Here is a 22,790-nt window from a genome sequence, read left to right on the forward strand (position 1 = left end):
TCCCGGGGATCGGGGAGGCGGGCCCGTACGCGTCAGGGGCCGGGTGGTGGGCTCACTCCTCCACGGTCAGGCCCTTGCGCAGCCGCACGAGGGTGCGCGACAGCAGCCGCGACACGTGCATCTGCGAGATTCCCAGCTCCTCGCCGATCTCGGACTGCGTCATGTTGGCGACGAACCGCAGCGAGAGGATCTTGCGGTCGCGCGGCGGCAGCTCGGCGATGAGGGGCTTGAGGGACTCGATGTACTCGATGCCCTCAAGGCCGTGGTCCTCGTAGCCGATGCGGTCGGCGAGGGCGCCCTCGGAGTCGTCCTCCTCGGGCTGCGCGTCCAGGGAGCTGGCGGTGTACGCGTTCGACGCCGCCATGCCCTCGACGACTTCCTCGTTGGTGATGCCGAGGCGTTCGGCGAGCTCGCTCACCGTGGGGGCGCGGTCGAACTGCTGGGCCAGTTCGTCGCCCGCCTTGGCGAGGTCGAGGCGGAGCTCCTGGAGCCTGCGCGGAACCCGCACGGACCAGGAGGTGTCGCGGAAGAAGCGCTTGATCTCACCGACGATGGTCGGCATGGCGAACGTCGGGAACTCGACGCCGCGGCTCAGCTCGAAGCGGTCGATCGCCTTGATCAGGCCGATGGTGCCGACCTGGATGATGTCCTCCATCGGCTCGCTGCGGGAGCGGAACCGGGACGCGGCGAACTTCACCAGGGCGAGGTTGAGTTCGACCAGCGTGTTGCGGACATACGAAAATTCGGGGGTGCCTTCCTCCAGCGCTTCGAGGCGCTCGAAGAGGGTCTTGGACAGGGCGCGCGCGTCGAGCGCCCCCACCTCGTCGAAGGGCGGGATCTCGGGCAGGCCGTCAAGGCCCTCCAGCGCGCCGGCGGCGGTGTGATCCGCGTCGGCGGGGGTATCCGGGGGGAGAGTCGACGACGCCTGGTCAGTACGCGATTCGTCGAGCCGGGGTGACATGATGTCCTCCATCGTTCTCGGCATATGGCTGCCGATGCCAATACGTGCACTGCGGTGTGCGGCGCCTCCAAAGCCGGCCGTGTCGATTGCTGTCCTTACTAGGCCTACCCGTTTTCCTTACCCAGTCGCAAGTGCGTTTTGTGGCTAAATGTCCGATTCCTAGGGGTTGTTCGGGTACCAGGACTTGTGGAGAAGGCGTAGTGTTCGAGGGCGTCAATCGGCACGTCGTAAGGCAGCAGAGAGCTTCTGCGGGAGAGGGACGTCATGGACCGCGGGACAGTCGGCAGCAGGGGCCGGCTTCTGGTCGAGGTGCGGCAAGAGGGCGCCAGCGCCGTCGTGGCCCCGGTGGGTGAGCTGGATCACCACACCGCCGATCTGCTGCGTGAGCCTCTTGAGGAGTGCCTGGCAGCAGGCCTGACACGGCTGGTGGTGGACTGCTCGCGGCTGGAGTTCTGCGACTCCACCGGGTTGAACGTGCTGCTGGGCGCGCGGCTGAAGGCGGAGTCCGCCGGCGGCGGTGTCCATCTGGCCGGGATGCTGCCGGTGGTGGCGAGGGTGTTCGAGATCACGGGGGCGGACGCCGTGTTCACGGTGCACGCGTCGCTGGCCTCGGCGCTCGCGGCGGAGTGACGGGAAGTGCTCCTGCCCGCGAAGGGCAAGAGTTACGCTCCAGTTGTCTCTACGTGATCGAGGCGTTACCAGCGTCACAGGTTCGCGCCGAACAGATGGGTGTTCTCGTCGTTCGGCCGGGCAGGAGACTCCCCACGAACGTGGCGTACACAACAGACACGGCGCCCAGTCCATGAGAACGACGAGACCGACGAACCCCGACCCCCCGCCCCTGCGACCGCGAACCCTGAACTCTGAATCCTGAAGCTGTATTGGTGAATCGGTGAGGTGACGTGCTGATGAGCACCACCCGGCCTTACTCGCCGGGCGACCACGGCCCCGAGCCCGGCGACGTGCCGGCTGCCCCGGGCCGTCAGGTCCGCAGGCTGAGCCTCAGCGGGGCCAGCGGCATCGTGCCGATGGCCCGCGACTTCACCCGCGAGGCGCTGCATGCCTGGGGCTGGCTGCCGGCCGCGTCCGCGGACCGGCGCGCGGCCGCGGAGGACGTCCTGCTCGTCGTCTCCGAGCTGGTCACCAACGCCTGCCTGCACGCCGAGGGGCCCGACGAGATCGTCGTCTCCCTGGACAACAAGGTGCTGCGGATCGAGGTCACCGACCACGGCGCCGGCCAGCCCGCCCCGCGCACCCCGCACCGCGCCGGGCGTCCCGGCGGGCACGGCATGTTCATCGTCCAGCGGCTCTGCCTCGACTGGGGGGTCGTGCGCACCCCGGGCGTCACCGGCAAGACCGTCTGGGCGGAGGTCGGCGCCCCCGCCTGAGCCGCCCCGCGGGCCCTGACCCGTACGCGTGAGAGAGCACGCCGGATCGTCTTCGATCCGGCGTGCTCTTTGTCTTCCCTCGGCAAGGCCCCGGGCGTACCTTGAGCCACCCGCATCTGATGAACCGTCAGTAACCGTCGGTCTGAAGGGATCTCGAGGTGTCGTACCGGACGTACCCGAAACGAACCGCCGCGTTCGCGCTCAGCGCGGCCCTGGCCGGCTCGGCGGTGCTGATGGCCGCCCCCACCGCCTCGGCCACGGTCGTGGACGTCAACTACCAGTGCAAGACGCCGATCGGGAACAAGGGAGCCGTCTCCCCGATCGACATCAAGTCCGTCAAGAGCGGCAGCGGCTACAAGATCACCATGTCGTTCCAGAAGGGCGTCTCCTCCAGCCCCGTCGAACTCGGCAAGGGCGCCATGAGCCCCAGCGCCGTGATCAAGCTCGGCGGCGCCGACAGCGGCTCCCTGCCGGTCTCCGGGCCGCCGAACGCCGAGGCGATCCCCGCCAACTCGCCCATCAAGATCAGCGACCTGAGCGGCACCTACACGCCGAAGAAGAGCGGCAAGGTCTCCTTCACCGCCGGCGTCCTCACCATCAAGGCGCTCGGTACGACGACGACCTGCACGCCCTCCAACAACCCGAAGCCGTCCCTGGAACTCGACGTCAAGGGCGCGGGCGGCTCGGGCTCCTCCGGCGGCTCGTCCGGCTCGTCGGGGTCGTCCGGCTCCACGGGCGGCTCCTCCTCCGGCGGCTCCGCCACGGGCGGGTCCGGCTCGTCGGGCGGCGGCGGGCAGCTCCCGCAGACCGGCCCCGAGGACTCCGCCATCGCCCTCGGCACCCTCGGCGGCACGGTCCTGTTCGCGGGCGCCGCCGGCACGCTCTGGCTCACCAGGAGGCGCCAGGCGGGGGCGTCCCGCTAGGGGCGCGGGGACCGGCGCGAGCGACGACGATGCACCCCCACCCGCACCCCCGCCACCTCCCGCACCCGCACCCGCACTCCCGTGTCCCGCGTCCCGCGCCCCGGCGCCGGGGCGCGGCCGCCCGCGCCGCCGCGCTCCTCGCCGTACTGCTCGCGGCGGGGGGCGCGGCCCTGCCCGCGGCGGCCCCCGCGACCGCCGCCCCCATGACCCCGACCGACGTCCCCGCCGCCGCGAGCGCGGGCCGGGCCGCGTGGACCATCGCCCCGGTGGCCACCGGCGGCTCCCGCCCGGCGGGCCGCGACGGCCGCCCCTACATCTACGCCGAGGGCGGCCCCGGCGCCGTCCTGGAGGACACCGTCGCCGTCACCAACCCCGGCGCCGCCCCGCTGCGCGTCACCCTCGGCGCCGCCGACGCCGACAACCGGGCCGACGGCGGCGCCCTGAGCCTGCGCGCCCGCGCCCGCGACACCGGCGCCTGGATCCGGTTCGCCGACGCCTCCGTCACCGTCCCGGCCCGCACCCGCGCCGACATCCCCTTCACGGTGAACGTCCCGGCCGGCGCCGCCCCCGGCGACCACCCCGGCGCCGTCCTCGCCCGCGCCGCCGGACGCACCGCGGGCGTCGACGTCCATCTGCGCGTCAGCGGCCCCACCCTGTCCGCCCTCACCGTCGAACGCGTCCGCGTCCTCGGCCGCCGCGCCATCGCCTACGACGTCGTCAACCGCGGCAACACCACCCTCACCCCCCGCCTGAGCGTGCGCGCCGACGGCGTCCTCGGCACCGTCCTCGACGAGCGCTCCCGGCGCCTGCCGCTCGACCTGCTGCCCGGCCGCCGCGTCACCCTCACCGAACCCTGGCGCGACGCCCCCGCCCTCGACGCCGTCGACGTGCGGGTCACCGTCACCGCGGGCGGCGGCGCCACCGGCACCGCCACCGCCACCGCCCGCTTCGTGCCGTGGGGTGCGCTCGGCGGGACGGCGGCCGTCCTCGCGGGCGCGGGCTGCGGCGCGTACTGGCTGATCCGCCGCCGCCGAGCGGACCCGTCCACGCAAGGGAGTACGTCATGACTCGCCGCAGCGCGCCGGCCACGCGGCTGCTCACCGCCCTCGCCCTGACGGCCGCCCTCCTCGCGGGCTCCGCGCCCTGGGCGGCGCCCGCGCGGGCCGCGCAGGCGCCCACCGTCTCCCTCTCCCGCTCCCAGGCGGGCACCGGCGGCTCGATCACCGTCACCGGGCGCGGCTGGCGGCCCGGGGCGCTGCTGATGATGCTCGTGTGCGGGCGCTCCAGCCCCGAGCGCGGCGTCATCGGCGGCACCAACTCCTGCGCCAACGCCGACGGGAGGGCCGTCACCACCGGCTCCGACGGTCGCTTCCGGCGCGCGCTGCCCGTCGCCGAACCGCCCGCGCCCTGCCCCTGCGTCGTCCATGTCGCCACCGTCACCGGCGAGAAGGCGCAGGCCGACGCCGCGTTCCTGGTCGCCGGGCACCCCGTGAAGGCGCTCCCGAAGCCCTCCGGCGGCGGGCGCCTGACCATGGTCACCGACACGCGTCTCGAAGGCTCGAGCGGCGTCCTGACGTGGTTCGGGGCGCCGCCCGCCCGCACGTTCACCTTCACCGTCGGCAACGTCGGGACGACCCCGGTCAAGGACCCCGTGTTCCAGGTCGGCACCTCGCACGGCGTGTTCGCGCCGCAGTGGGAGGAGCAGCAGTGGCGCGGCACGGTCGCGCCCGGCAAAAAAGCGCAGGTCAAGCTGCCCGTGGAACTGTCGGCGGGCGCCCACGGCAGCTATCTGATCTCCCTGAGGTACGGCGGCAAGGTGCTCGCAGAACAGCCGTGGGGCGTCGGCCGCCCCTGGGGCGTCACGCTGTTCTGGCTGCTGCTGTGCGTCGTCGTACCGGCCGCCGTGTTCCGGATCGGCATGGCCGTCGTCGACCGGCTGCGCCCCCGCGAGCGGCGCGCGGCCCCACGCCACCGGCCCGCGGCGACGCGCCGCCTGACCGCCCTGACGGCCCGGCTGCCCGGTCCCGTACGGGCCTCGCGCGACCCGGCGCCGCACGCGCCCCCCGCGCCCGCGGATCCGGACGGGTCCGCCCCCACCACGACCACCCTGCCCTGGTTCACCCCGGACAGCGCTCCGGACCGGACCACGGCCGGTCGGCTCTCCGCACCGCCCGAGAACAGCCCGACGACGAGAGGAACCACGTGAGCACGCAACGGAGAGTGAGTGCGGCCGGCGTCGCCCTGATGCTCGGCGGGGCGGGACTGCTGTTCGCCGCGTCCCCCGCGCAGGCCGCCGAAGTCGCGTACAAGACCGAGTGCGTCCCGCCCGCGATCTCCGGGATGGACCCCGTCGAGGGCACCACGAAGGTGGACATCGCGGCCCCGGCCGAGGCGAAGGTCGGCGACGAGGTCCAGGTGACCTGGACGTTCGCGCAGGCCGCGTCGAAGAACCCGGGCGTCATCGACCTCGACGCCAACACCGTCCAGCCGAGCGGCACGCTCAAGGCGTCCGGCGCGCAGACCGCGGACATCGCCATGTCGGGGCCGCGCGAGAACCCCAAGATCCCCAAGAACAGCGAGATGAAGCTGTCGAAGATGACGGGGAAGCTCAAGCTGACGGCGGCCGGCGAGGTGAAGCTGACCCCCGACAAGTACGACATCAACGTCAACAAGCCGGTCTCCACCGACACCAAGTGCACGCCCAAGGAGGCGGTGCGGCCCGGCGCCACCATCAAGGTCACGGCCGGCTCGGGCACTTCGACGGGCGGCGGCTCGGGCTCGGGCGGTTCGGGTTCCGGCGGGTCTGGATCGGGCGGCGGCTCGGGTACGGGCGGGTCCGGCACGGGCGGCGGTTCGGGCTCCGGCGGCTCGGGTTCGGGCGGTGGGGCCGGCTCGGGCGGGTCCGGGGGCTCCGGCGGCTCGGGCGGCCAGAGCGATCTGACGGGCAAGGAGGTGCAGATCCCGTACGCCTGCAAGACGCCGATCGGCGACAAGAACGCGACCTCGCCGGTGCAGATCGACGCCAAGCAGAGCGGCGGGAACTACGCGCTGACCGTGCAGTTCAAGAAGGCCGTCATGGACAGCCCCGCCGACATCCCGGCCGACTCGGTCAAGCCGTCGATGGAGGTGAAGCTGGGCGGCGCCGACAAGGGCACCGTCCACGTCGAGGGGCCCACCAACAGCAAGCCCATCAAGACCGGTGACCCGATGACGATCCCGGACCTGACCGGTACGTACAAGCCGGGCGCGGACGGCAAGTCGACGCTGTCGCCGGGCGTGCTGACCGTGAAGGCGCTCGGCACGACCACCACCTGCACCCCGACGAAGACGGAGGTCTCGCTCCAGATCGACACCAAGGCCCAGCCGGGCGGCGCGTCCGGCGGCACAGGATCGGGCTCGGGCTCCGGCTCAGGTTCCGGTTCGGGTTCCGGCGGCGGCTCCGCGGCCTCCGGCGGCTCGGGCGGCGGCCTCGCCGAGACCGGCGCCTCGGACGACGGCGCGCTGCGCGCCCTCGGCCTGGTCGCCGGGACGGTGATCCTGCTGGGCGGCGCGGTCTTCACGTTCCTGCCCCGCGCCCGACGCCGCCTGCGCTGACCCAGGGAAACCGGACGCGTCGCCCGCGGGGCGCCCGCCCGGGAGAACGGCGAAGGCCGCCGCACCCGAGTCGGGTGCGGCGGCCTTCGCGCGCCGGGGGAGAGGGGACGTCAGTGGACGTCGCCCATCAGTTCCTTGACGCGCTTGCGGTACATGTAGATCGCCACGCCGGCGAGGACCGCCGCGACGGCCTCCACGGCGACCATCGGCTTGGTGTCGAGGTTGAAGCCGTTGTTGGAGAGCAGACCGGTGACCGCGTCGCCCGCCGTGACGGCGAGGAACCAGACACCCATCATCTGCGAGCTGTACTTGGCGGGCGCCATCTTCGTCGTGACGGAGAGGCCGACCGGGGACAGGCACAGCTCGCCGACCGTCTGGCAGAAGTAGATCAGGACGATCCACCACGGGCTGACCTTGCCGTCGCCCGAGGCCGTCAGCGGCAGCAGGAAGACGAAGAACGAGATGCCGATGAGGGCGAGACCGGCCGAGAACTTCACGACCGTGCTCGGCTCCTTGCGGGAGCGGGCCAGGTACAGCCACAGCCAGGCGGCGACCGGCGCGAGCGCCATGACGAGCACCGGGTTGATCGACTGGAACCACGAGACCGGGAAGTGCCAGCCGAACACCGAGGTGTTCACGTGGTCGCTGGCGAAGATCGACAGGGTCGAACCGCCCTGGTCGTAGATCATCCAGAAGACGGCCGCGGCGGCGAAGAACCAGATGTAGCCGGAGACCTTGGTCTGCTCGGTGGCCGAGAGGTCCTTGTCGCGCTTGATGCGGGCGAGGACGACGATCGGCACGACGAGACCGATGATCATCAGCGGGTTCGTGGCCCACTTCAGCGTGTAGTTGCCGGTGCCGGCGACGATGCCGTAGAAGACGACCGCGACGAGCAGCCAGATCATCGCCTTCTTGAGCGTGGAGGCGCGCTCGGCGGCGCTCAGCGGCTTCGGGACGACCGACGAGCGGGCGTCCAGGTGGCGGGTGCCGAGCAGGAACTGGATCAGGCCGATGGCCATGCCGAGCGCGGCGAGACCGAAGCCGAGGTGCCAGTTCACGTTCTGGCCGACCGTGCCGATCGCCAGCGGCGCGAAGAAGGCGCCCAGGTTGATGCCGATGTAGAACAGCGTGAAGCCGCCGTCACGGCGCGGGTCGGCGGGACCGTTGTACAGGTGGCCGACCATCGTCGAGATGTTGGACTTCAGCAGGCCGGAGCCGATGGCGACCAGCAGCAGGCCGAAGTAGAACGTCGCGGCCACCGGCAGGGCGAGTACGAGGTGGCCCGCCATGATGATCGACGCCGCGATGGCCGTCGTCTTGCGGGGTCCCCAGACCCGGTCGCCGAACCAGCCGCCGGGCATGGCGAGCAGGTACACCGTCGACATGTAGACGGAGTAGATGGCGATGGCGGTGCCCGCGTCGAGGCCGAGCCCCGCGGGGGCGACCAGATACAGCGGGAGAAGGGCGCGCATGCCGTAGTAGGAGAAACGCTCCCACATCTCGGTCATGAAGAGAGTGGCCAGTCCGCGGGGGTGGCCGAAGAAGGTCTTCTGCGAGCCAGGAGTGCTGGCCGCGTCCTTCGTCAGGCTGGACGCCATGGGTCGATCCTTGTGGGGTCTCGGGGGCACACCACCGGGTGGGGGCGGGTCCCCTGTGGGGGCTGGCCGGCACCGGAGTCCTACCGTCCTCCCCACGCCTGGCGGGGAACTGGTACGGCGGACCCGGGATCCACGCCCCGGCGCGCTTCGTTACGTGCGGGGCCCGGCCACAGGTCATTCCTTCACGCTGACGGGAGTCAGCTCACACAGGAAAGGGACCTTCGGTGCGCAGTGCGCTGCAAAGGTCCCCCAGTAGTGCATCAGGCGTTCCGTCACCTTACGACACGACAGTGCGGCATATGGAAGGACTTGAGAGATGGATCACAGGCCCTCGTGGAACCGTCCCTGCTGATTCGAAGGTGTTTCTCAGGATCGCACCCCACAGCCTCAGGACGCGAACCCGGAGGTGCTGGTTCCGTTTCGATTCCGTTCCGGTTCCGCTCCGTGCGGGCGGGCGCTGTCGTGGTTCCCCCCACGGTCCTCGTCCCGCGCGGACTACCATCACCCCATGACCCGTGTACTGCTCGCCGAGGACGACGCGTCCATCTCGGAGCCGCTGGCCCGCGCCCTGCGCAGGGAGGGATACGAGGTCGAGGTCCGTGAGGACGGACCCACCGCCCTCGACGCCGGACTCCAGGGCAACATCGACCTCGTCGTACTCGATCTGGGGCTGCCCGGCATGGACGGCCTGGAGGTGGCCCGCCGGCTGCGGGCCGACGGGCACACGGTGCCGATCCTCATCCTCACCGCCCGCGCCGACGAGGTCGACACGGTCGTCGGGCTCGACGCCGGCGCCGACGACTACGTCACCAAGCCGTTCCGGCTCGCCGAGCTGCTGGCCCGGGTGCGGGCGCTGCTGCGGCGCGGGTCGGCGGAGCCGAAGGAGGCGCCGGCGACGCACGGGGTGCGGATCGACGTCGAGTCCCATCGGGCGTGGATGGGGGACGAGGAGCTCCAGCTCACGGCGAAGGAGTTCGATCTGCTGCGGGTGCTCGTGCGGGATGCGGGGCGGGTCGTGACCCGGGACCAGCTCATGCGGGAGGTCTGGGACACGACGTGGTGGTCGTCCACCAAGACGCTGGACATGCATATCTCCTGGCTGCGCAAGAAGCTCGGGGACGATGCGGCCAATCCGCGGTACATCGCCACGGTACGGGGCGTAGGTTTCCGCTTCGAGAAAAGCTGACCTTTCCCTGTGCGGGGGACGCTGAGACAAGCCCCGTAAGGGGCGCGGGGAACTGCGCGCTCAGCCACGGCGAACCCGGCACTCTGGGGCGCTGCCCCAGGCCCCGCTCCTCAATCGCCGGAGGGGCTGGGTGTTGGCGCTGAGGCCGATTCCCTCAGGGGCGCGGGGAACTGCGCGCTCAGCCACGGCGCCCCGATACGGGCCCACTCCGGGAGACTAGGGCGTATGCGTCGACGTCTTATCAACTCCACGCTCGCCGTCGTGCTCGTGGTGATCGCCGTGTTCGGCGTCTCCCTGGTCATCGTGGAGACCCGCACGATCACGAACAGCGCCCAGGACCGCGTCGAGTCGGAGGCCGTCCGCCTCGCCTCCATCGTCGACAGCCGCCTCCTCAGCGGCGAACAGGTCAACGCCGACCGCCTGAGGGACCAGGTCACCCTGGAGGACCGGTACGCGGTCGTCGACATCCCCCACCGCACCCCCATCGAACTCGGCACGAAACCCACCGGCGACGTCATCGCGTACACGGCCCGGGGCGAACGCGGCGAGAAGGTCACCGTCGAGGAACCCCGTTCGGCCGTCACCCGCGAGGTGGGCCGCACCCTGCTGATCATCGCCGGGGTCGCCCTGCTCGCCGTGGTCGCCGCCGTCCTCCTCGCCGTACGCCAGGCGAACCGGCTGGCGTCCCCGCTCACCGACCTCGCCTCCACCGCCGAACGCCTCGGCTCGGGCGACCCCCGCCCCCGGCACCGCCGCTACGGCGTCCCCGAGCTGGACCGGGTCGCCGATGTCCTCGACGGCTCCGCCGAGCGCATCGCCCGCATGCTCACCGCCGAACGCCGGCTCGCCGCCGACGCCTCCCACCAGCTGCGCACCCCGCTGACGGCCCTGTCGATGCGCCTGGAGGAGATCACCATGACGGACGACCTGGACGAGGTGAAGGAGGAGGCCACCATCGCCCTCGCCCAGGTGGAACGGCTCACGGACGTCGTCGAGCGGCTCCTGACGAACTCCCGCGACCCGCGCACCGGCTCGGCCGTCACCTTCGACCTGGACGAAGTGATCAAGCAGCAGCTTGAGGAGTGGCGCCCCGCCTACCGCAGCGCGGGCCGCGCGATCGTCACGTCCGGCAAGCGCCATCTGACGGCCGTCGGCACCCCCGGCGCCGTCGCCCAGGTCCTCGCCGCGCTGATCGAGAACTCCCTGATGCACGGCGGCGGCACCGTCGCCCTGCGCACCCGCGTCACCGGGAACCAGGCCGTCATCGAGGTCACCGACGAGGGCCCCGGCGTACCGCCCGAACTGGGTTCGCGGATCTTCGAGCGGACCATCAGCGGCCGCAACTCCACCGGCATCGGCCTCGCCGTGGCCCGCGACCTCGCCGAGGCGGACGGCGGACGCCTGGAGATGTTGCAGGCCGCGCCGCCGGTCTTCGGCCTGTTCCTGTCCCGTACGCCCCTGAGGAAGCCGTCGGAGGGCGGCGACGCGGAGCCGACGATCCGCTGAGCGGTCCCGCTACGAGCGCACGCGCGGCGCGGGCTCCCCACCGGAACCGGAACCGGAGCCGGGGCCGGGGCCGGAACCGGAGCCCGGCCCCGGGCTGGACGACGGGCCGGACCCCGGCTCGTCCAGGAACGATTCCGCGCGGGCCACGGCCTCCCGCGCCGGCAGCGCCTTGAAGACCCAGCTCCGGTACGACCAGAAGCGGAACAGCGTGGCGAGCCCCATGCCGAGGAACTTGAACACGTTGCTCTGTAGCGGGCTGTCCCAGCCGAACCCGTACGTCGCCACGTACAGGACACCGTTCTCGATCACCAGGCCGACCACGCTGAACAGCAGGAACAGGCTCATCTCCTTCGCCCGCCGCGACTTGTCCCGGTCGCGGTAGGTGAAGTAGCGGAAGCCCACGTAGTTGAACGCGATGGCGACGATCGTGGCGATGACGCTGGCCCGTACGACCTGGAGGTCGGTGCTGTGCCGCATCAGGTTGAAGACGCCGAAGTTGACCAGGACGCCCAGCACGCCGACCACGCCGAACTTGGCGATCTCCCTGCTGAGCGCGGCGAACCGGTCGCGCAGCGAGGTCGCGGGCGCGGACGCCGGGCCCGCGGCGGACTGCCGGTCGGGCCGGCCGGGCCGGTCGGTGGTCCCTGTCATGGTGCTCGCCTCGACCCCCGTCGTCCCCGTCATATGGTCACGCGATCCCGCAGGACCGACTCCGCCATGCTAACCAGGGGGACCGCCCGCCGCCCGGCGAGTACATCCCTGGACGTTCCTCCAAAAGCGGGCCCGTACGGGAACCGGTCAATTGGCCGATACCCTGGAGGAGTGACGTTCCCGGTAGTCGGCATGGTCGGCGGTGGCCAGCTCGCTCGTATGACACACGAGGCAGGCATCCCGCTCGGCATCAGGTTCAAGCTCCTCAGTGACACGCCCCAGGACTCCGCGGCCCAGGTCGTCGGCGACGTCGTCGTCGGCGACTACCGCGACCTGGACACGCTGCGCGCCTTCGCCCGCGGCTGCGACGTGATCACCTTCGACCACGAGCACGTGCCCACCGAGCACCTGCGGGCCCTGGAGGCGGACGGCATCCCCGTCCGCCCCGGCCCCGGCGCGCTCGTGTACGCCCAGGACAAGGGCGAGATGCGGGCCAGGCTCACCGAGCTGGGCGTGCCCTGCCCCCGGCACCGCCTCGTGAGCGACCCGGCCGACGTGGCCGCGTTCGCCGCCGAGGGCGACGGCTTCCCCGTCGTCCTGAAGACGGTCCGCGGCGGCTACGACGGCAAGGGCGTCTGGGTGGTGCGCTCCGCCGCGGAGGCCGCCGAGCCGTTCAAGGCGGGCGTGCCGGTCCTCGCCGAGGAGAAGGTCGACTTCGCCCGCGAGCTGGCCGCCAACGTCGTGCGCTCCCCGCACGGCCAGGCCGTCGCCTACCCCGTCGTCGAGTCCCGGCAGGTCGACGGCGTCTGCGACACCGTCATCGCGCCCGCCCCCGGCCTCGGCGAAGCCCTCGCGGGCGAGGCGCAGGAGCTGGCGCTGCGCGTCGCGCAGGAACTCGGCGTCGTCGGCCACCTCGCCGTCGAGCTGTTCGAGACCCGCGACGGCCGCGTCCTCGTCAACGAACTGGCGATGCGCCCGCACAACTCCGGCCACTGGAGCCAGGACGGCGCGATCACCTCCCAGTTCGCCAACCACGTACGGGCCGTGCTCGACCTCCCGCTCGGCGACCCCCGCCCGCGCGCGCCCTGGACCGTGATGTGCAATGTCCTCGGCGGCGACTTCCCGGACATGTACAGCGCGTACCTGCACTGCATGGCCCGGGACCCGCAGCTCAAGATCCACATGTACGGCAAGGACGTGAAGCCCGGACGTAAGGTCGGACACGTCAACACCTACGGCGACGACCTGGACGACGTCCTGGAGCGCGCCCGGCACGCAGCCGGCTATCTGAGAGGGACGATCACCGAATGAGCCCGGTCAATCCCGTCGTCGGCATCGTCATGGGGTCGGACTCCGACTGGCCCGTCATGGAGGCCGCCGCGAAGGCCCTCGACGAGTTCGAGATCCGCTACGAGGTCGACGTCGTCTCCGCGCACCGCATGCCGCGCGAGATGATCACGTACGGCGAGCAGGCCGCCGACCGCGGCCTCAAGGCGATCATCGCCGGCGCGGGCGGCGCCGCCCATCTGCCCGGCATGCTCGCGTCCGTGGCGCCGCTGCCCGTGATCGGCGTGCCGGTGCCGCTGAAGTACCTCGACGGCATGGACTCCCTGCTGTCCATCGTGCAGATGCCGGCCGGGGTGCCGGTCGCCACGGTGTCGGTGGGCGGCGCGCGCAACGCGGGGCTGCTCGCCGTGCGGATGCTCGCCGCGCACGACGAGGAACTCCTCGGCCGCGTACGGGAGTTCCAGCAGGAGCTGAACGACCAGGCCACCGAGAAGGGCAAGCGCCTGCGCACCAAGGTCGAGGGCGCGGGCGGCGGCTTCGGCTTCGGGAAGTGAGCGTGTGATGAGCGACCGGCTGGACCGGGCCCGCGCGCTGCTCGCGGAGTTCCCCGTGGCGGACGGGCACAACGACCTGCCGTGGGCGCTGCGCGAGCAGGTCACGTACGACCTCGACGCCCGGGACATCGCCGCCGACCAGAGCGACTGCCTCCACACCGACCTGGCGCGGCTGCGCGCGGGCGGGGTCGGCGCGCAGTTCTGGTCGGTGTACGTGCCGGCCGAGCTGACGGGGGACGCGGCGGTCAGCGCCACCCTCGAACAGATCGACTGCGTCGACCAGTTGATCGCCCGCTACCCGGCGGACCTGCGGGCCGCGCTGACGGCGGCGGACATGGAGGCGGCGCGCGCCGAGGGCCGGATCGCCTCCCTCAAGGGCGCCGAGGGCGGCCACTCCGTCAACGAGTCGCTCGCCACGCTGCGCGCCCTGTACGCGCTCGGCGTGCGCTACATGACGCTCACCCACAACTCCTCCCTGTCCTGGGCGGACTCCGCGACGGACGAGCCCCGCGCGGGCGGCCTGTCGGCGTTCGGCCGTGAGGTCGTACGGGAGATGAACCGCGAGGGCATGCTCGTCGACCTCTCGCATGTCGCCGCCACGACGATGCGGGCCGCGCTCGACGTCAGCGAGGCGCCGGTGATCTTCTCGCACTCCTCGGCGCGTGCCATGTGCGACCACCCGCGCAACATCCCCGACGACGTCCTGGAGCGGCTGCCCGGCAACGGGGGCGTGGCCATGGCCACCTTCGTGCCGAAGTTCGTCCTCCAGGCGGCGGTCGACTGGACCGCCGAGGCGGACGAGAACCTGCGGGCGCACGGCTTCCACCACCTCGACACGTCACCGGACGCCATGAAGATCCACCGGGCGTTCGAGGAGCGGCGGCCCCGGCCCGTGGCGACGGTCTCCACGGTCGCGGACCATCTCGACCACATGCGGGAGGTCGCGGGCGTCGACCACGTCGGGGTCGGCGGGGACTACGACGGGACGGCGTTCACGCCGGACGGGCTCGACGACGTGTCGGGGTACCCGAACCTGGTCGCGGAGCTGCTGGAGCGGGGGTGGTCCTCCGCGGATCTGGCGAAGCTGACGTGGGGGAACGTGGTGCGGGTGCTTGGTGACGCGGAGGCCGTCGGCCGGGATCTTCGGGGGCGGCGGGGGGCGTCCAACGCGACCCGAGCCCAACTCGACGGGTAGCCCTCCGGCGCCGGCCTGATCATCGGTACCCGGTGCCCCCCTTGGTCGTTGTTCACCATCCGCCCGGTGGGGGCTGATCGCGCAGTTCCCCGCGCCCCTGGGGAGTTCTCCGGGTGAGGTCCGCTGACCTGAACGTTTTGCGCAGTTCCCCGCGCCCCTAGGGGGTTCTCCGGGTGAGGTCCGCTGCCCTGAACGTTGCGCAGTTCCCCGCGCCCCTGAGGGAGCGGGGCTTCGCCCCAGCTCCCCAGCGGAGGAGGCGGCGACGCAGTCGCCCCTCCCGCTCCCTCCGGGGGAGGGTGCGACGCAGTCGCCCCGACAGGGGCGCGGGGAACTGCGCGATCAGCCACGACGAATGTCGAGGATCCCCACCGGCAGAGCCACCCACTCACCTGGGGGCGCGGGGAACTGGGCGGTCAGCCGCGACGCGACCGTCAGACGGAGAACCCGGGGTCACCCGGATGGGGCACTCGGCGTGTCGTTGCCCCCGGCGCGTGTCAGATTGAGGCGGACGTTGCTACACCGAGGTCCGGAGCCCTGCCATGGCAGACCTACAGGACGAACTGACCGCCCCCGCCGAAGCCGGCAGGCTCGACCCACCCCTGGACCCTGAACCAGATCCAGACCCGGACCCAGGCAGCGCACAAGAGACCGCCCCCGGCGACCTGCTCGCCCGGCATCCCGTCGCGGACGGCTACTGCGGCCTCGCGGAAACCCTGCGGGCCCTGCCCTGGTACGACCTGGAACTCGGCGAACACTCGGTGGAGGCCGACCTCCCCCGCCTCCGCATCGGCCGCACCGGCGCCCAGCTCTGGGCCCTGAGGGTCACCGAGGACCACCCCCTGACCTCCGCCCTGGAGCAGATCGACCTGATCAACAGGGTCGTCGCCCGCTACCCGGAGGGCCTGCGCCTCGTACGTTCCGCGTCCGAGACCGCCGACGCCCGCTCGCACGGCAGGATCGCCGTACTGATCGGCCCCGCCCCCGCCCGCGTCATCGGCGACTCGCTCGGCACCCTGCGCGCCCTGCACTCCCTCGGCCTGCGCGCCGTCACCCTCGGCGGCGGCACGTCCTGGGCGTCGGCCGCGGGCCTGACCCGGTTCGGTGAGGAGGTCGTACGGGAGCTGAACCGCCTCGGCGTCCTCATCGACCTGTCCGGCACGGCGGAGCCGACCGCGCTGAAGGTGCTGACCGTCTCCCGCGCGCCCGCCGTGCTCACCCACTCCGGCGCCCGCGCCCTCACCGACCACCCCGACAACGCCTCCGACGCCCTGCTCGCGGCGCTCGGCGCGGCCCGGGGCCTGTGTCTCGTGCCGTGCTCCGCGGCCCGTACCGGCCAGGGTCTGCGCGAGGTCGCCGACCACCTGGACCACGTACGGAAGGTCGCGGGACCGGAGGCGGTCGGGCTCGCCGGGATGTACGACACGGGGGAGGCCCGCCCCGAGGGGCTCGCGGACCCGGCGGGGCAGCCCGCGCTGGTCACGGAGTTGCTGGAGCGCGGCTGGTCGGAGTCCGACATCGCCCTGCTGACCTGGGGCAACGCGGAGCGGGTGCTGCGCAGTACGGAGTTCGCCGCGCGGGAGGCCAAGCGGCGCCTCACCACCCCGCCGGCCGGCGCGACGGGCTGACGGCACGGGGCCCCGGGTGCGGTACGCCACGCCCGGGGCCCCGCCCCGCGCTCACCGCGCGGTCAGCCGGTCTCGGGCCTGATCAGGCAGAACGGGTGGCCCTCCGGGTCCGCGTAGACGCGGAAGTCGCGGGTGCCGCCCGCGTCGTCGAGGTCGAGGGCCCGCGCCCCGAGCGCCAGCACCTGCTCCTGCGCCGCGTCGATGTCCTCGACGTCGAGGTCCAGATGCACGTGCTGCGAGTCGTGGTCGGCGGCGGGCCACTGCGGTGGCCGGTAGCCGTCGGCACGCTGGAAGGCGAGCCGGCCTCCGCCGGGCGGGTACAGGTCGACCCACTCGTTCTTGCCGGCCTGGTCGCGGACCTCGCCGCCGAGCACCGCCGCGTAGAACTCGGCGAGTGTGGCGGGGTCGGCGCAGTCCATGACCGTGGTGCGGATCTTGGCGATGGCCACGGTGTTCGCTCCCTTCCTCGGGCGCCTCAGCAGGCGCAGAGGCAGAACGGGTGCCCCGCCGGATCCGCGTAAACCCGCCAGGTTCGTCCCGGTTCACCCCGTTCGAGGAGCGTCGCGCCGAGCGCCAGGACCTCCTTCTCGGCGGTGTCGAGGTCGTCCACGGTCAGGTCGAGGTGGAGCTGCTGCGAGTCGTGGTCGGCGGCCGGCCACTGGGGCGGGCGGTGGTGCTCGGCGCGCTGGAAGCCGAGTCGGTGGCCGCCGGGGGCCTCCAGTTCGAGCCAGTCGTCGCCCTCTTCGACGGGGGTCCCTTCCGGGGGTGGGGCCGAGGTGGGGTGCCGGCCGCGGACATAGATTGCCGGCATCATCCCCCATGGGCCTGATCGCGCAGTTCCCCGCGCCCCTGAGGGGACGCTGCCCCTGGGGTTGTCGTTCACCTTTCGCCCGGTGGTGGGCTGGTCGCGCAGTTCCCCGCGCCCCTTCGGGGCGCGACCGTGTGTGGTCATCCTCTGGCCGGTGGGGCTTCTCGCGCAGTTCCCCGCGCCCCTGAAGCATGCACTCCGTGCAGCTTCCCCTGAGGGAGCGGGGCTCCGCCCCAGCTCCCCAGGGGCGGAGCCCCGCTCCCTCAGGGGGGAGGGTGCGACGCAGTCGCCCCTCCAGGGGCGCGGGGAACTGCGCGAGCAACCACGACGAGAGTCGAGGAAACCCACCGGCCGGAGCCACCCACTCACCCAGGGGCGCGGGGAACTGCGCGACCAGCCACGACGAAGTCGAGGACGAAAGACCACAGGCTGGCCCACTACCTCAGGGGCGCGGGGAACTGCGCGCTCAGCCACGACGAGAGTCGAGGAAACCCACTGGCCGGAGCCACCCGCTCACCCAGGGGCGCGGGGAACTGCGCGATCAGCCACGACGCGAGTCGAGGTGACCCACCGGCCGGAGCCACCCGCTCACCCAGGGGCGCGGGGAACTGCGCGAGTTGTTATCAGCCGGCCGCACCCGTGGAACCGGTCACGCCGAAGGCCGCCCCATCGCACGGTACGTCCAACCCGCCCCCCGCCACCGCAGAGGATCAAGCGCGTTCCGCCCATCCAGCACCACCCGAGACGCCGCGACCGCCCCCAGCTCCGCAGGATCGAGTTCCCGGAACTCTCGCCACTCGGTGAGATGGAGCACCACGTCCGCCCCCCGAACCGCCTCCACGGCGGACCCCGCGTACCCGAGCGTCGGGAACAGCCGCCGCGCGTTCTCCATGCCCTTCGGGTCGTAGACGGTGACCTGCCCGCCCTGGAGGTGGATCTGCCCGGCGACGTTGAGCGCGGGCGAGTCCCGTACGTCGTCGGAGTCCGGCTTGAACGTCGCCCCGAGCACCGCGACCCGCTTGCCGAGGAACGCCCCGCCGCCCAGCGCCTCCCGCGCCATCTCGACCATCGCCCCGCGCCGCCGCATGTTCACGGAGTCGATCTCGCGCAGGAACGTCAGCGCCTGGTCCGCGCCCAGCTCACCGGCGCGGGCCATGAACGCCCGGATGTCCTTCGGCAGGCACCCCCCGCCGAAGCCGATGCCGGCGCGCAGGAACTTGCTGCCGATCCGGTCGTCGTGCCCGATGGCCTCCGCGAGCCGTACGACGTCACCGTCGGCGGCCTCGCAGACCTCGGCCATCGCGTTGATGAAGGAGATCTTCGTGGCCAGGAACGAGTTCGCCGCCGTCTTGACCAGCTCGGCCGTCGGGTAGTCCGTCACGATGAAGGGCGTGCCCTCCGCCAGCGGCTTCGCGTACACCTCGCGCAGCAGCTTCTCGGCGCGCTCGCTGCGTACGCCGACGACGATCCGGTCGGGGTGCAGGGTGTCCTTGACGGCGAAGCCCTCGCGCAGGAACTCCGGGTTCCAGGCCAGTTCGGCGCCCTCGGGCAGCAGCGCGGCGAGCCGGTCCGCCGAGCCGACGGGCACGGTCGACTTGCCGACGACCAGCGCGCCGGGGCGCAGATGCGCGGCCAGCGAGGTGAAGGCGGCATCGACGTAACTCATGTCGCAGGCGTACTCGCCGTGCTTCTGCGGGGTGTTCACGCAGACGAAGTGCACGTCACCGAAGGCGGCGGCCTCCGCGAAGTCCATGGTGAAGCGCAGCCGCCCGGTGGAGCCCTCGATCCCGGCGACGTGCGCGCGCAGCAGCTCCTCGAGACCGGGCTCGTACATGGGGACCTCGCCCCGCGTGAGCATCTCGATCTTCTCCGGGACCACGTCGAGGCCCAGCACCTCGAACCCGAGATCGGCCATCGCGGCGGCGTGGGTGGCGCCGAGGTAGCCGGTGCCGATCACGGTGATCTTGAGGGCCATTACGGGGCTCCAGGGGTCGGGGGCTCACTGCGCTGACCGAGCATAGTCGGGCGTGACCAGGGCGCTCACCGGGCACGATGCAGGCTGTCGCGTAGCTCACGTACCGGTTGCGTGGGGTGCCCCCTAAAATTTGGGTTACTTAACGGTAATTAGCGTGCTTGGAGCGTGAGAGACCTTGGCCGGATCGGCTGATTTCGACCTGTACCGCCCGTCCGAGGAGCACGACATGCTCCGCGACACGATCCGCGCGCTGGCCGAGGCGAAGATCGCCCCGCACGCCGCCGCCGTGGACGAGGACGCCCGCTTCCCGCAGGAGGCCCTGGACGCGCTCGTCGCCGCCGACCTGCACGCCGTCCACGTGCCCGAGGAGTACGGGGGCGCCGGCGCCGACGCGCTCGCCACCGTCATCGTCATCGAGGAGGTCGCCCGCGCCTGCGTCTCCTCCTCCCTCATCCCGGCCGTGAACAAGCTGGGCTCGCTCCCGGTCATCCTCTCCGGCTCCGAGGAGCTGAAGAAGAAGTACCTGGGCCCGCTCGCCAAGGGCGACGCGATGTTCTCGTACTGCCTGTCCGAGCCGGACGCGGGCTCCGACGCCGCCGGCATGAAGACCAAGGCCGTCCGCGACGGCGACTTCTGGGTCCTCAACGGCGTCAAGCGCTGGATCACCAACGCGGGCGTCTCCGAGTACTACACGGTCATGGCCGTCACCGACCCGGAGAAGCGCTCGAAGGGCATCTCCGCGTTCGTCGTCGAGAAGGGCGACGAGGGTGTCTCCTTCGGCGCCCCCGAGAAGAAGCTCGGCATCAAGGGCTCGCCGACCCGCGAGGTCTACTTCGACAACGTCCGCATCCCCGCCGACCGCATGATCGGCGCCGAGGGCACCGGCTTCGCCACCGCGATGCAGACCCTCGACCACACCCGCATCACCATCGCCGCGCAGGCCCTCGGTGTCGCGCAGGGCGCCCTCGACTACGCCAAGGGCTACGTGCAGGAGCGCAAGCAGTTCGGCAAGGCCATCGCCGACTTCCAGGGCATCCAGTTCATGCTCGCGGACATGTCGATGAAGATCTCCGCCGCCCGCGCCCTGACGTACCAGGCCGCCGCCGCCTCCGAGCGCGGCGACGCCGACCTCACGTACCAGGGCGCCGCCGCGAAGTGCTTCGCCTCGGACGTGGCCATGGAGGTCACCACCGACGCGGTCCAGCTCCTCGGCGGTTACGGCTACACCCGTGACTACCCCGTCGAGCGCATGATGCGCGACGCGAAGATCACGCAGATCTACGAGGGCACGAACCAGGTCCAGCGCATCGTCATGGCGCGCAACCTGCCGTAACGGGCCGTCAACTCTCGTCGGCGCGCTCGCAGTTCACCTCCGGGAGAACCGCGAGCGCGCCGCCGTCCACGGGCAGACAGGTGCCGTTGACGTAACTGGACGCGGGCCCCGCCAGGAAGGCGACGACCTCGGCGACCTCCTCGGGGGAGCAGAGCCGGCCCAGCGGGTACGCGGCCTGCACGCGGGCGCGTTCTGTCGGGTCCTGCCAGCGGTGGGCGTTGCGCTCGATCGCCACGAAGCCGGGCTCCACGACGTTCGTACGGACCCCGAGCGGGCCCCACTCCGTCGCCGCCGCCCGGGCCAGCGCGGCCAGGCCCGCCTTCGCCACGGCGTAGGGGGCGCACTCCGGTACGGCTCCGTGGGCGTGGACCGAGCCGACCAGGACCACGGAGGCGGGCGTGCCGGCGGGCTTGCGCCGGACGAGTTCGGCTGCCGCCTGCCAGGCCGACACCAGGCCCACGTCGAACACGCGGTGCCACTGACTTGCCGTCACTTCAGCTAGGGGAGCGCGGAGTTCGTGGAGCAGGGCGTGTACGAGGGTGGTCGGGGGCTCCGGGGCCTGGTCGTAGGCATGGGCGATCAACTCGGGGTCCGTGGCGTCGCCCACGACGGGGGTGGCGTCCGTCAGCGTCCGTACGGCGGGGTTCTGGTCGACGGCGACGACGCGGACTCCGTCCCGGATCAGCGCCCGCACAACGGCCCGCCCCACGCCCCCGGCGGCCCCCATGACAACAGCACTCTCCATCTACTCCACCTTCCGACGTACCCGGAATTCTGGGGCGCCGCCCCAGCCCCCGCTCCTCAATCGCCGGAGGGGCTTGAATTGACCGGCGCTGAGATGAGCCCCGCAAGGGGCGCGAGGAACTGCGCGCCCAGCCACGACGTACCCAGCACTCTGGGGCTCCGCCCCAGCCCCCGCTCCTCAATCACCGGAGGGGCTGGAAGTTGGCGCTCAAGTCAACTCCATGAGGGGCGCGGGGAACTGCGCGAGAAGCCCCACCGGGGCCGCACCCGAGGCACATCCCCGCCGCCCCCGGCGCCCCGGGAACCCCGCAAGCGGAGTTGCGCGTCCTCAGAGCGGAGAGCGCAACCGTCGAGAAGGGGCCCCGTGGACCACACCCACCCGCACACCCCGCCTCTGGCCGAGAAAATCAGGGACCGAAGAGAAGGCAGGGGCGACCCCCGCGCCCTGGTGGGCGAGATGCGCCGTACCCCCCTCCTCGTCCCCCTGACAGGCACCGGCACCCTGTGGTCCACCCACGCCGGAGGCATCCGCTGGTACTGCGCGTTCACGGACGAGTCCGCCCTCGCTCGTTTCGCGCTGAAACGGACCAGCGAAAAGGCCGACCCCGAGCCCCTCGACTACGCCGTACTCCTGGGCGCCCGCCTGACGGACGAGATCATCCCGGCGCTCGACGAACCGGCCGGCCTGGCCGTGGACATCGCCACCGAGGACGGCGCGATGTTCTTCCCGCCGGTCACCGGAATCGTCCCGCCCCCCGCAGCCGTGGACCGCCCCGCACAGACGGACCACCCCGTACAGAAGGGCACGGCACATGGCCGGTGACGGCGCGGACCTGCGCTTCGGCAAGGAGGCCGTCGGCAAGTTCACAAAGGGCCTCGGCGCGACCATCGACCAGCTCGGCGACCTCGGCGGCGCCACCGGCTCGGTGATGGGCAAGGGCTTCTCGGAGCTGTCGATGACCGGCATGGAGACCGGCCACCACGGTCTCGCCGAGGACTTCGAGGACTTCTGCGAGCGCTGGGAGTGGGGCGTACGCGCCCTGGTCCACGACGCCAGCGAACTCGCCGGCCGCCTCGGTCTCGCCGCCGGCACCCAGTGGGAGCACGACCAGTACGTGCAGGGCGCCCTCAAGGTCGGCGTCAACTCGATCGCGGGCGGCAGCCCGTACGCGAGCGAGGAGGAGATCGCCCGGCAGGGCTGGGGCGACGTGGTCAAGCCCGACTTCCTGGACCCGGACTGGAGCGCCGAGTCCTGGGACAAGGCGGGCCAGGAGATGGGCCAGACCTGGAAGGACACCGGCCGCAGCCTGCTCACCGAGGGGCAGGGCGGTCAGCGCTCGGAGGTGCTGAAGGACGCGCTCGGCATCTCCGACGAGCAGTGGGACAAGGCGCTGGACGACACGCTCGGGCCCTCGCCCGAGCAGCGCGCCCAGCAGCAGAGCGACACCGGGGGGAACTGACC

General features: G+C 72.0%; 22 protein-coding genes. 15 read left to right on the forward strand and 7 right to left on the reverse strand.

What is annotated here, in order from left to right; all coding sequences use genetic code 11:
* Positions 1-52 precede the first annotated feature (52 nt).
* Positions 53-961, reverse strand: a complete 909-nt coding sequence (locus ACZ7LY_RS27750) for an RNA polymerase sigma factor SigF (RefSeq protein ID WP_471627481.1) — start codon at positions 959-961, stop codon at positions 53-55.
* Positions 962-1,225: 264 nt separating this feature from the next.
* Between ACZ7LY_RS27750 and ACZ7LY_RS27755 the strand changes: the two genes are divergently transcribed.
* From ACZ7LY_RS27755 to ACZ7LY_RS27780, 6 genes are all read left to right on the forward strand, one after another.
* Positions 1,226-1,591, forward strand: a complete 366-nt coding sequence (locus ACZ7LY_RS27755) for an STAS domain-containing protein (protein ID WP_471627457.1) — start codon at positions 1,226-1,228, stop codon at positions 1,589-1,591.
* 278 nt (positions 1,592-1,869) lie between these two features.
* Positions 1,870-2,349, forward strand: coding sequence for an ATP-binding protein (locus ACZ7LY_RS27760; protein WP_471627458.1), 480 nt, complete (start codon positions 1,870-1,872; stop codon positions 2,347-2,349).
* A gap of 158 nt (positions 2,350-2,507) precedes the next feature.
* Positions 2,508-3,272, forward strand: a complete 765-nt coding sequence (locus ACZ7LY_RS27765) for an LPXTG cell wall anchor domain-containing protein (RefSeq protein WP_471627459.1) — start codon at positions 2,508-2,510, stop codon at positions 3,270-3,272.
* Positions 3,273-3,301: 29 nt separating this feature from the next.
* The gene (locus tag ACZ7LY_RS27770; protein ID WP_471627460.1) at positions 3,302-4,339 is read left to right on the forward strand and encodes a COG1470 family protein; all 1,038 of its coding nucleotides are present in this window, start codon (positions 3,302-3,304) and stop codon (positions 4,337-4,339) included.
* Positions 4,336-5,478 carry a hypothetical protein gene (locus ACZ7LY_RS27775; RefSeq protein WP_471627461.1) on the forward strand — a complete coding sequence of 381 codons (1,143 nt, stop codon included), beginning with the start codon at positions 4,336-4,338 and terminating at the stop codon, positions 5,476-5,478. Before ACZ7LY_RS27770 ends, ACZ7LY_RS27775 begins: the two co-directional genes overlap by 4 nt.
* 38 nt (positions 5,479-5,516) lie before the next feature.
* On the forward strand, positions 5,517-6,866 hold the full coding sequence (locus ACZ7LY_RS27780; protein WP_471627482.1) for a hypothetical protein: 1,350 nt from the start codon (positions 5,517-5,519) through the stop codon (positions 6,864-6,866).
* A gap of 110 nt (positions 6,867-6,976) precedes the next feature.
* On the opposite strand, the gene ACZ7LY_RS27785 is transcribed toward ACZ7LY_RS27780, so the two are convergent.
* A complete protein-coding gene (locus ACZ7LY_RS27785) occupies positions 6,977-8,464 on the reverse strand; it encodes a peptide MFS transporter (RefSeq protein WP_471627462.1) in 1,488 nt (495 codons plus the stop codon).
* A gap of 508 nt (positions 8,465-8,972) precedes the next feature.
* Between ACZ7LY_RS27785 and ACZ7LY_RS27790 the strand changes: the two genes are divergently transcribed.
* Together ACZ7LY_RS27790 and ACZ7LY_RS27795 are read left to right on the forward strand one after the other, a co-directional pair.
* Positions 8,973-9,650, forward strand: a complete 678-nt coding sequence (locus ACZ7LY_RS27790) for a response regulator transcription factor (protein WP_471627463.1) — start codon at positions 8,973-8,975, stop codon at positions 9,648-9,650.
* A 225-nt stretch (positions 9,651-9,875) separates the two neighbouring features.
* Positions 9,876-11,156, forward strand: coding sequence for an ATP-binding protein (locus tag ACZ7LY_RS27795; RefSeq protein WP_471627464.1), 1,281 nt, complete (start codon positions 9,876-9,878; stop codon positions 11,154-11,156).
* A 9-nt stretch (positions 11,157-11,165) separates the two neighbouring features.
* On the opposite strand, the gene ACZ7LY_RS27800 is transcribed toward ACZ7LY_RS27795, so the two are convergent.
* Positions 11,166-11,807, reverse strand: a complete 642-nt coding sequence (locus tag ACZ7LY_RS27800; protein ID WP_471627465.1) for a GtrA family protein — start codon at positions 11,805-11,807, stop codon at positions 11,166-11,168.
* 192 nt (positions 11,808-11,999) lie between these two features.
* On the opposite strand from ACZ7LY_RS27800, the gene ACZ7LY_RS27805 reads away from it, so the two are divergent.
* The 4 genes from ACZ7LY_RS27805 (at position 12,000) to ACZ7LY_RS27820 (ending at position 16,468) form a co-directional block, all read left to right on the forward strand.
* On the forward strand, positions 12,000-13,118 hold the full coding sequence (locus tag ACZ7LY_RS27805; RefSeq protein ID WP_471627483.1) for a 5-(carboxyamino)imidazole ribonucleotide synthase: 1,119 nt from the start codon (positions 12,000-12,002) through the stop codon (positions 13,116-13,118).
* Entirely contained in the window at positions 13,115-13,648 is a 534-nt protein-coding gene (gene purE, locus ACZ7LY_RS27810; protein ID WP_471627466.1) for a 5-(carboxyamino)imidazole ribonucleotide mutase, read from the forward strand. Before ACZ7LY_RS27805 ends, purE begins: the two co-directional genes overlap by 4 nt.
* 7 nt (positions 13,649-13,655) lie before the next feature.
* Positions 13,656-14,843 (forward strand): dipeptidase, encoded by a 1,188-nt coding sequence (locus ACZ7LY_RS27815; RefSeq protein ID WP_471627467.1) that lies wholly within the window; start codon positions 13,656-13,658, stop codon positions 14,841-14,843.
* A gap of 539 nt (positions 14,844-15,382) precedes the next feature.
* Complete coding sequence (locus ACZ7LY_RS27820; protein WP_471627468.1) at positions 15,383-16,468, forward strand: membrane dipeptidase; 1,086 nt, start codon at positions 15,383-15,385, stop codon at positions 16,466-16,468.
* A gap of 62 nt (positions 16,469-16,530) precedes the next feature.
* On the opposite strand, the gene ACZ7LY_RS27825 is transcribed toward ACZ7LY_RS27820, so the two are convergent.
* The 3 genes from ACZ7LY_RS27825 to ACZ7LY_RS27835 all read right to left on the reverse strand — a co-directional run bounded on the left by ACZ7LY_RS27825 (position 16,531) and on the right by ACZ7LY_RS27835 (position 19,251).
* Entirely contained in the window at positions 16,531-16,917 is a 387-nt protein-coding gene (locus tag ACZ7LY_RS27825) for a VOC family protein (RefSeq protein ID WP_471627469.1), read from the reverse strand.
* A gap of 26 nt (positions 16,918-16,943) precedes the next feature.
* Positions 16,944-17,279 carry a VOC family protein gene (locus ACZ7LY_RS27830; RefSeq protein ID WP_471627470.1) on the reverse strand — a complete coding sequence of 112 codons (336 nt, stop codon included), beginning with the start codon at positions 17,277-17,279 and terminating at the stop codon, positions 16,944-16,946.
* 646 nt (positions 17,280-17,925) lie between these two features.
* Positions 17,926-19,251 carry a UDP-glucose dehydrogenase family protein gene (locus ACZ7LY_RS27835; protein ID WP_471627471.1) on the reverse strand — a complete coding sequence of 442 codons (1,326 nt, stop codon included), beginning with the start codon at positions 19,249-19,251 and terminating at the stop codon, positions 17,926-17,928.
* A gap of 175 nt (positions 19,252-19,426) precedes the next feature.
* Here ACZ7LY_RS27835 and ACZ7LY_RS27840 point away from each other — a divergent pair, with 175 nt between their 5' ends.
* Complete coding sequence (locus tag ACZ7LY_RS27840) at positions 19,427-20,584, forward strand: acyl-CoA dehydrogenase family protein (protein WP_471627472.1); 1,158 nt, start codon at positions 19,427-19,429, stop codon at positions 20,582-20,584.
* A 7-nt stretch (positions 20,585-20,591) separates the two neighbouring features.
* Here ACZ7LY_RS27840 and ACZ7LY_RS27845 read toward each other — a convergent pair whose 3' ends face one another.
* On the reverse strand, positions 20,592-21,329 hold the full coding sequence (locus tag ACZ7LY_RS27845) for an SDR family NAD(P)-dependent oxidoreductase (protein ID WP_471627473.1): 738 nt from the start codon (positions 21,327-21,329) through the stop codon (positions 20,592-20,594).
* Positions 21,330-21,776: 447 nt separating this feature from the next.
* On the opposite strand from ACZ7LY_RS27845, the gene ACZ7LY_RS27850 reads away from it, so the two are divergent.
* Entirely contained in the window at positions 21,777-22,151 is a 375-nt protein-coding gene (locus ACZ7LY_RS27850) for an SseB family protein (RefSeq protein WP_471627484.1), read from the forward strand.
* Positions 22,141-22,788: a hypothetical protein gene (locus ACZ7LY_RS27855; RefSeq protein ID WP_471627474.1), complete on the forward strand. Its 648-nt coding sequence runs from the start codon at positions 22,141-22,143 to the stop codon at positions 22,786-22,788. Before ACZ7LY_RS27850 ends, ACZ7LY_RS27855 begins: the two co-directional genes overlap by 11 nt.
* Positions 22,789-22,790: the final 2 nt, after the last annotated feature.

The sequence above is a fragment of the Streptomyces sp. NPDC107550 genome (assembly GCF_055639095.1).